This window comes from Vibrio sp. 1180_3, assembly GCF_029478545.1.
Taxonomy (GTDB): Bacteria; Pseudomonadota; Gammaproteobacteria; order Enterobacterales; family Vibrionaceae; genus Vibrio; species Vibrio aestuarianus.
In genome coordinates, this window is record NZ_SJFM01000058.1 from 1 (window position 1) to 8330 (window position 8330).

An 8330-nucleotide genomic window follows, 5' to 3' on the forward strand; every position below is an offset into this window, starting at 1 on the left:
AACAAATTAAAGCTGTAGCTATGGATATGGGCGATTCCTACATAAAAGCGGTCACAGAGCATCTACCCAATGCAGATATCGTCTTTGACCGTTTTCATGTCATGCAGCTATATAGCAAGATAATACGGAAAGAGCGTTCATTTGAATTTAAAAAAGCCGAAAATCACAAAGACAAAAAACTGATAAAAGGCTCTCTGTTTTTACTACTAAAGAACGCAGGAAAACTGTCTTCTTCACAATCAGATAAGCTCGATGAGTTGCTAGAATCCAACAAACACCTTTGTTTTATCTACATGATGAAGGAACAGCTTCAACAAATCTGGAACAGCACGAACTACCTAGAAATGGAACATAAGCTTGAGCAATGGTGCCACCTGGCAATGCAGTCAGGAATACTGAGTTTACAAAGCTTTGTTGGGACACTTCAGCGACATAAAAAGGGATCTGTAACTACGCAACTTACCATTTAACCAGTGCCGCAATTGAAGCTGGAAATGTATCGATTGGTATGTTGAGGAAAAGAGCCAGAGGGATAAGAGATACTGAATATTTTAAATTGAAGATTAAACAAATCTCTGTCCCAGAGACATCCTCAATCTTAGTGTAAACACGCTTCACTTACAGTTTAATTGAACTAAATTTTATCATCCGCTGTTGATGTATATCCGTCTTTACCTACCTTTCACCAATTTTACAGGACAGCTTTACAGGGCAGCCTAAACTTTCAAGAAAAAATTTAACCTTGATTAAAGATGTAGCATCTGGAGCGTAATGGCCTGAATCATTATCGATGACATAACAGTTATCTTTATCCTTTTTTATTATCCCAGCACTAGTTACAAATTTGGCTGTTCCGAATAAGTGTTTGGCTAATGCAGCATGCGTTATTTTTTGTTTTAATTCAGGTGAATCTGAATGGCTTATTCCAAATCCAAAGATTGAATGAAATACAAATTTATTAATCGATTTATTGTGTATTACGCTTAAATCCGAAGGCTTAGAAACGATGAATGCTTGTGTGGTTTTAAGAGCCTTTTCTAAATTGTCCAACTCATTCTTGCCGCCTGTAAGATTTTCAGGTCTTTTATTTTCAAAAAGCTTCTCATTTCCGCGCTGCTTATGGACTGAACTTTGTCGGTGAAGTGGTAGTTTCCTCATGCCAGTGTTAGTTATGCCTTTTACGGCGAGAGAATGCTTATGATTCATGGTGTGGTCGAGGGGTAAAGATGGTAAAGAGTGAGTTCTGATTAATGATAAATTAGACATAAATACCCTAGTTACCTTCATCGTTATAACTGCTGTTTTAGAAATGTGTGTGGCTAGGTGGCCCTTCTACTGCTTAATGAAAGATATCATCTTATCGACTTCATTAGCTCTGTGACCATGGGTTCAACATCAAGCCATGCTTGGTATGATAAAATACTCAGCGTTACCATCGCCAGTGTTACTATGCCTTTGGTCAATCGAGGGACTATGGGAGAGAGCCAGACGAGAGGCAATGCTAGAGGTCCGATAACAAAAATCAGCGTCATCACGAAGCCACTGCGGTAATACCAAGCTATGTGGCTTTCTATTCTTTGGTCACTGTTCATTTTGCACTCCTTCGGACACCTAAAGTTGACCATATCAAAATAAGAGAAAGTTCGATCGCGCTGAGCATAGATAAACTTTATCGATAAATCCTGTAAGAAAATACCTTATTTTATAGGCCGATAATCAAAGTAGCGTAGCAGTCTTCGCAACGTATAGGATTCTGTTACTTGACTCTAGCTCAGTTGACTGGTTAATATTACGCCATCATTTCTCTGGGAGATTACGCCAATATGAATAACTAAACCTGTCATCCATTTCTCATTTTATTTTTTTGGATATACAGGGTTAGTAGGCGTAGCTCACTTTCCGATATTTCTTGGTTATCACTTATTCTTTTTTTGGAATTGCACGTTTAGTGTGAGTGCTGGCTTTGAACTCATCTTTGAATTATCTCTAGCTACGGTTGTTGTCCCTGTCAAACAGGAGGCAAATTATGCCAGTCTTACAGGCTTATAATATCAGCCATCAATTTGATAATGGCGATATGCTATTTCAGCAACTGTCATGCTCAATGACCAAGCGCCGTGTTGGTGTGGTCGGACGCAACGGTGTGGGTAAATCGGTGTTCGTTTCGATTTTAAGCGGCGAGCAAACGCCATCTGGTGGCACCGTTACTTTGTCACGATCAGTGGCTGTCTACCGTCAACAACCTTCGCATTTACTTTCCGCTGAACTTTCTATTGTGCAGTTCCTAGGTAAAGACGATGTAATTGAAGCGCTAAAGCGTATTGAATCGGGGGATTGTTCAGAACATTGGTTCGAATTGGTTGAGGAAGAGTGGGATCTCGCCATGCGACTAACTCAGCAACTCTGTGATATGGGGTTACCATTAGATCTAGATTTTCCTTGTGCGAAACTCAGTGGCGGGCAATTGGCTCGATTACAGCTTTGGCAACTGTTTGAAAGTGATGTTGAGCTGCTTATTCTGGATGAGCCTTCCAACCACCTCGATACCGATGCTAAGCAGTGGTTGATTCAATCTATGCGTGCTTTTGAAGGGGCGATTTTAGTCATCAGCCACGACCGTGAATTGCTGTGTGAAGTCGAAGAAGTTTGGGAATTATCCAGCCTTGGTTTACAAGTTTTCGGTGGTAACTATGCTTCTTATGCTGAGACTAAACGAACCGAGTTACAAGCGGTTGAGCGTCAGCTAGCTAATGTCGATAAGCAGAAAAAGCAGCTGGAAGAACAAGCGCAGCGCAATCGAGAAAAAGCTGAGCAAAGAGCAGCTCAAGGTAACAAGTTACGTAAAGAGGGCAGTCAGTCCAAGCTTCTACTTGATGGCAAGAAAGATAAAGCGACGGCACGTGCTTCGAGTCGTAATAAGAATGAGCAACTTCGACAAGTGCATTTAGAAGAAAAAGAGCAGGCTCTTAAGTCGAGAAAAGATCAACTGAAGAGTCAGAAGTTGTATCTGGCAGATAGCCAAAGCCGCTCTCGTAAAGTAATTTCCATATTCGAAGGGGTATTACCTTTTGGTAGTGCGTTACCAATTACCTTACAAGTTTATGCGACCGACAAAGTGCATCTAGTGGGTAAAAATGGTAGCGGCAAATCAACCTTGTTGAAAACTATACTTGGAAAACGGTTGCTCCAACAGGGGGAATTACAACTCAATACACCTCTGTACTATCTTGACCAGCATTTTGGTGTAATTTGTTCCAACCTATCCATATTGGACAACTTGATACAGCAATGTGAGGGAATGAAAGAGAGCGATGCGAGGACGCTACTGGCAGGTATCGGCTTTCGTCGTGATAGTGTCTTTAAGATGGGCAGTATGCTCAGTGGTGGAGAGAAGATGAAACTGGCGATGTTGATCGTTAGCCACCAGCGGACTCAACCGTTGTTATTACTCGATGAACCAGATAACCACCTTGATCTTGACTCGAAGATAATGCTCGCTCAAGCTCTGAATGGTTATCGTGGTGGCTTTATTCTTGTCAGTCATGATCAGGAGTTTGCTAACGGATCAGGAATTACACGGCAAATTGGATTATGAGCTAGTGAATGTGAATTGGCGAGCTAGAGCCGATTGTCTAACTCGCCTTTATTTATTATTGGCCAGTATTCTTAAACTTGTTTAGTGACGGCATCTCTGAACTATTTTTTATAATAGCAATTACATGCCATAATTCTTGGCTAAAAGAGTATGTTTTAGTAACGCCGCTTACACACTGTTTACTATTAGAAATAGATTAATAGTTGGGATAGGAAATGCTGAAAATTGATTTCATTACTGGTGCTCTTGAAGCACAGAAACAAGGCGAATTGAAGGCTGGGTTTGAGTCCCATAGCCAAATAAATGCAGCGCCTTCTTATAACAAGGAACGTTTGAATTGGACTATTCAAGACGATAATGGAAAGCTCATAGCGGCGCTAACCGTCGATTTGTTATGGGACTGGCTGTACATTGATGAGCTTTAGGTTGACGAAAATTATCGTGGTACAGGTATAGGGAAGCAGCTTATGGGGAAAGCGGAAGAGTACGCAAAGCTGAAAGAATTATCAGGCTTATGGCTATGGACTCAGAGTTGGCAGGCTCCTGTGTTTTATCAGCGTCTAGGATTTGAGGAATTTACTCGTTTCGATGATTTTCCTAGGGGTTACAGTAGAATTGGCCTAAGAAAGTCTTTGTCTAATAGTTAGGTACTGTTTTTATTCTTGTGTTCGAAATGCTTTATGTTAATAAACGTAGACGATATCTGTAAGCGAGTTTGCGGATGTTATTTAGGAGTTTATTGGTAGTAGTGATTCACAATAGAAAGTTGCATTAGCTAAGTAAATATCGCAACATTCCCGCATTATCAATTTAGCTCTACAGAGAATAGCAACATGAACAATGAAACAGACATCATCACCAACCTAGCAGATCTAGAAGCCTTTATCATTGCTGTAGAAAGTGGTGGTTTGGGTTTAACCAATGTGGCGGGGTTAGCTTTGGCAACAAGTAACAAGGATGGTCGTCGTTTTATTGCAGTATTGGATGATAAACATCAATTATTACTATCACGTTGGGTGACAGAAGATGTGTTCCAAACTGGTCAAGATTTAGTGCGTAATGGACCGAGTCGCACCACTCACTAGCGTGTCCAAAAGCGGCCACAAAAACAATTGTGGCCGCTTTTGTAACTTTCAGAAGATGTTCACAGCGAAGAACAAATACAGGCTTTTTATTGAATTTGAAAAATCTGACGCTATTCATACTGTCTAGCGCAACAAATCGCTCATCCTCATTTATTAAAATATGACACTGCTAAATGTGGTGGCTTGCACTTTCCCATTCTGTTGTATATCGGTTTTTATTATTTTGCCTTGGTAGTATTAGGGGAAATGTTAGTTATGTAAGCCATTGCTTAATTAGGATTTATTATAAATTCAAGCATCTTCAATGATTACAGGGTTACCATGAAGTTTATTTATTTTGTCTTACCGTGTCTCAAAATCAGAGTTTATTCCACCATATCCTGTGCAATTTATTGATTTTATGTCGATAATGGCACGATTACCTTACCTAGGGTTGTAGTACAGGTCTGACTTACGATGAATTGAATATCGAAAAGGTGGTGCTAAATATGCTAACGACTATATCTACACTTACAACAGCTACACTTACCGAATCTACTAATTCTTCCCCAGAAATAACAGCGGTTTTTCCAGTCGAGCGAGTGAGAAACGATAACGCAGAACGGGCAAGCGGGTGGTCAGTGCTTTCCAATGAAAAGAAAATTACATTGCAAGGAATGTGGCCAGAGGTATGAGTGGCTGTTTTGCCATTTGAATATTGAAATCGTTTAATTATGTAGTTCATTAAGTGATAACAACAGATAGAAAGTCATGTATGTCGTTACCGTCGAGGTCGAGATTTAATATAGCTCAGGAAATATTCAGTACTGGTACATCATGTCCGAATCCGAATTATATGGCTATAAAAGTTAGAAAGATTGCTAATACCAGCGTTAACATAAAGAAGCAGAAGTGTTTTCGTGGAATAAGATGCTGGTTTTCGGCCCAAATCAAGAATAGACATTCTTCTATTGTCACTTCGACTTCCGCAGATCGTATAATAGATCGACTATGTGAAGGAAACCATCGTGTAGCACTTATCAGCTTTGGTAAGTCTAAACATAGTGCAGTGGTAATTCGTTATACTGATGACCAATTTATTTATGTATCAATGTATGGAAATCTCCCTCGATATAGAAACAAGGTTAATCGAGAATGGGTACGTAAAGTTATTAATTTGGATATGGACCAGTGGAAGGATGGAGTTGATGATAACAACCTTGTATTATTTTCAGAACCAGCTCTAGATATAGAAAAAATAGCTAAACATATTTCATCGAATATATGTGCCTTCAGGTTTAATCCTATAACGAATAATTGTTCTAGATTTGCAGCCGATGTTTTAATTGCAGGGTATAACGGAAGTCGTGAGAAATTAAAGCATGATCGACACTTTCAAATGCCAGCCAATACCTTGCAGTTGGCGAAAGAGATTAAAGCCAATCAATCCAAACCTATGGAATGAGCGATGATGTCGATGTTTACTCTTTGGTGATAATTTCACCCATTCCATATACTCACCTCACTGAGATTGAAAGATATATGATTTCAATCTCAGAAAGTAAGGGATTAGTGCCGCCAAAGTTGCCAAACAACTAGGCCGTTACATAGAATGCCCTGATAGCTCATTTCGGAGCATTTTCGTAATTCTCTTTCTTAACCCTAATCTGAACAATTGGATTTCAAGTAAATAGCCTAACTCACGATAGAGAGTTGCATTTGAAAAACTAACGGGGTCATGTTTTGCCTTTTGCTAAATTTGCAAAGTTACAATACCCCCATCTATCAGTACATAAGAAAGATGGGACGTCCTATCTCATCAAAGTAAAACTACTAGACCAAACATTTAGTCTTAATTCCAAAGCTTGTTGCGTTAAAAGCAAAACTGGCTTAAAAACTCTTACAAAAAGCTGAGTTATTACACTACTATAGTGTCAACCAATTTAACGGAATAAGGGTCATTAATTAAAATGATTGAAAATATTGCGTATTTTTAGACTCTCAGCCATTTATCACGCTCTTTTTGGTCATTGGCATCGGCTACGCCGTCGGGAAAATTAATGTTGGTGGCTTTTCTCTTGGTATTGGCGCCGTACTTTTTGTGGGCTTAGCTTTCGGCGCTATTGCACCGAATGCGACCCCGCCTGGTTTGTTGGGTTTGATGGGGCTGGTGCTGTTTCTCTACGGTATCGGTATTCAATACGGTCGGCACTTTTTTTCTGGGTTAGCAAGTTCATTCGGTATCAAAGCCAATCTGTTAGCGGCTATCGCTGTGTTGGCCGGTTTTGGAACTGCCGTTTTGCTTAGCCAAACCATGCATTTTTCAACAGATTTTGCTGCAGGTATGTTTGCTGGTTCGTTGACCAGTACTGCCAGCTTACAGGCTGCGATTGATGCTTCGGGTAATAACGATCCTGCTGTTGCCTATGCGATTGCCTATCCCTTTGGTGTGTTCGGCCCGATGATATTTTTTTACTTAGCATTACGCATGTTTAAACCTAATATCGACGTTCCTGCGGCTAAGAGGCTGGCCATCGGTGAACTGGATGCAAAAACGCGGAACTTCACTGGGCTAACGGTTGGTAATGTGATGCATAAATTACCCGATGAAGTGAACCTGCTCGCGATCAGGCGCAACAACGTCAACCTGATTCCAGAGAATGATCTACAGATTGATGTCAACGACACGTTCTTGGTCACAGGTTACCCTGAACATATTGCTATGCTACAAGCAGCCGACACTGGCAACGTCTCCGAAGATAGACACAACCTCGACTATGAGCGGGTATTTGTCTCAAAAGAGCAATTAATTGGCAGGAAATTGCGCGATATTGCATTACCAAAACATATCTCGGTAGAAATTATTCAAGTTCGACGAGGCGATACCGATCTACTTGCCAAACCTGACTTGGAGCTTGAGTATGGTGACCAGCTAGGCATTTTAGTTGAATCAAGTAAAAAAGAGCAGATAAGAAAGCTGTTTGGTGATTCCATCAATGCTGAATTTCAATACAGTTTTGTGGCCATGGGGTTAGGCATTGCTGTTGGAGCAATGATTGGCTTAATCCCGTTCCCTATACCGGGTGTGGGAGAGGTTAAATTCGGAATAGCTGGTGGCGTATTGATTATGTCATTGGTGCTTGGCTATGTCGGGCGCCTTGGTCCGTTAAATTGGAGTATGCCGATAGTTGCGAATACCCTACTGCGCAATTTTGGTCTAACACTGTTCTTGGCTAGCGTTGGCATCTCTTCAGGCGCGCCATTTGTGAACAACATCGCAGGTGCAGGGCTGAGCATTTTTATCGCGGGGATCGTTGAGCTCGCAGTCGTCGTGTTGGTCGTTATCTTGATAGGACATTTCATCTTCAAAATTAAATTTGATGAGTTGCTAGGAATCGCATCCGGTGCAACTGGCAACCCTGCTATCCTTGCGTATGGTAATCAACTTGCGCCGACAGGGCGGCCAGAAATCTGCTATGCGATGATTTTTCCTGGCGTGGGTACCATACTGAAAATTATATTAGTGCAGTTTTTTATTGTTATTTATACCGAATCAACTTGAAGATGCAGGCTTGAGAACCTGAAAATGATCATTAATTCGAGATGTCAAAGAGCCTGCGATCTCTGGAAGAGTCACAGAAAAAAATTGGTCTATTGCCGCCTTGAAGTCC

General features: G+C 40.8%; 6 protein-coding genes and 3 pseudogenes. 6 read left to right on the top strand and 3 right to left on the bottom strand.

Translation table 11 applies throughout. The features are described 5' to 3' along the window. Positions 1 to 607: pseudogene (locus EYW48_RS19795) on the top strand (transposase); the annotation flags it as partial. Positions 608 to 675: 68 nt separating this feature from the next. Here the strand turns inward: EYW48_RS19795 and EYW48_RS19800 are convergent. Together EYW48_RS19800 and EYW48_RS19805 are read right to left on the bottom strand one after the other, a co-directional pair. Continuing rightward, on the bottom strand, positions 676 to 1266 hold the full coding sequence (locus EYW48_RS19800) for a hypothetical protein (RefSeq protein ID WP_277432913.1): 591 nt from the start codon (positions 1264 to 1266) through the stop codon (positions 676 to 678). 86 nt (positions 1267 to 1352) lie between these two features. Continuing rightward, complete coding sequence (locus tag EYW48_RS19805) at positions 1353 to 1592, bottom strand: hypothetical protein (protein WP_053309224.1); 240 nt, start codon at positions 1590 to 1592, stop codon at positions 1353 to 1355. Between the two features lie 434 nt (positions 1593 to 2026). Between EYW48_RS19805 and EYW48_RS19810 the strand changes: the two genes are divergently transcribed. From EYW48_RS19810 to EYW48_RS19835, 5 genes and pseudogenes are all read left to right on the top strand, one after another. Then, on the top strand, positions 2027 to 3595 hold the full coding sequence (locus tag EYW48_RS19810; RefSeq protein WP_274700290.1) for an ATP-binding cassette domain-containing protein: 1569 nt from the start codon (positions 2027 to 2029) through the stop codon (positions 3593 to 3595). Positions 3596 to 3810: 215 nt separating this feature from the next. Next, a pseudogene (locus EYW48_RS22030) lies at positions 3811 to 4242 on the top strand (GNAT family N-acetyltransferase). 186 nt (positions 4243 to 4428) lie between these two features. Beyond that, positions 4429 to 4680, top strand: a complete 252-nt coding sequence (locus EYW48_RS19825; protein ID WP_277432915.1) for a hypothetical protein — start codon at positions 4429 to 4431, stop codon at positions 4678 to 4680. An 835-nt stretch (positions 4681 to 5515) separates the two neighbouring features. Next, complete coding sequence (locus EYW48_RS19830; protein ID WP_277432916.1) at positions 5516 to 6124, top strand: hypothetical protein; 609 nt, start codon at positions 5516 to 5518, stop codon at positions 6122 to 6124. A 558-nt stretch (positions 6125 to 6682) separates the two neighbouring features. Continuing rightward, entirely contained in the window at positions 6683 to 8221 is a 1539-nt protein-coding gene (locus tag EYW48_RS19835) for a TrkA C-terminal domain-containing protein (protein ID WP_277432917.1), read from the top strand. Here the strand turns inward: EYW48_RS19835 and EYW48_RS19840 are convergent. Next, positions 8213 to 8330, bottom strand: a pseudogene (locus tag EYW48_RS19840) (IS630 family transposase); the annotation flags it as partial. The gene EYW48_RS19835 and the pseudogene EYW48_RS19840 sit on opposite strands and share 9 nt — an antisense overlap.

What these genes read in the sequence shown, in the direction of transcription:
- EYW48_RS19800 (WP_277432913.1), bottom strand. Translation starts at nt 1,266, where the DNA reads ATGTCTAATTTATCATTAATCAGAACTCACTCTTTACCATCTTTACCC.
- EYW48_RS19805 (WP_053309224.1), bottom strand. Translation starts at nt 1,592, where the DNA reads ATGAACAGTGACCAAAGAATAGAAAGCCACATAGCTTGGTATTACCGC.
- EYW48_RS19810 (WP_274700290.1), top strand. Translation starts at nt 2,027, where the DNA reads ATGCCAGTCTTACAGGCTTATAATATCAGCCATCAATTTGATAATGGC.
- EYW48_RS19825 (WP_277432915.1), top strand. Translation starts at nt 4,429, where the DNA reads ATGAACAATGAAACAGACATCATCACCAACCTAGCAGATCTAGAAGCC.
- EYW48_RS19830 (WP_277432916.1), top strand. Translation starts at nt 5,516, where the DNA reads ATGGCTATAAAAGTTAGAAAGATTGCTAATACCAGCGTTAACATAAAG.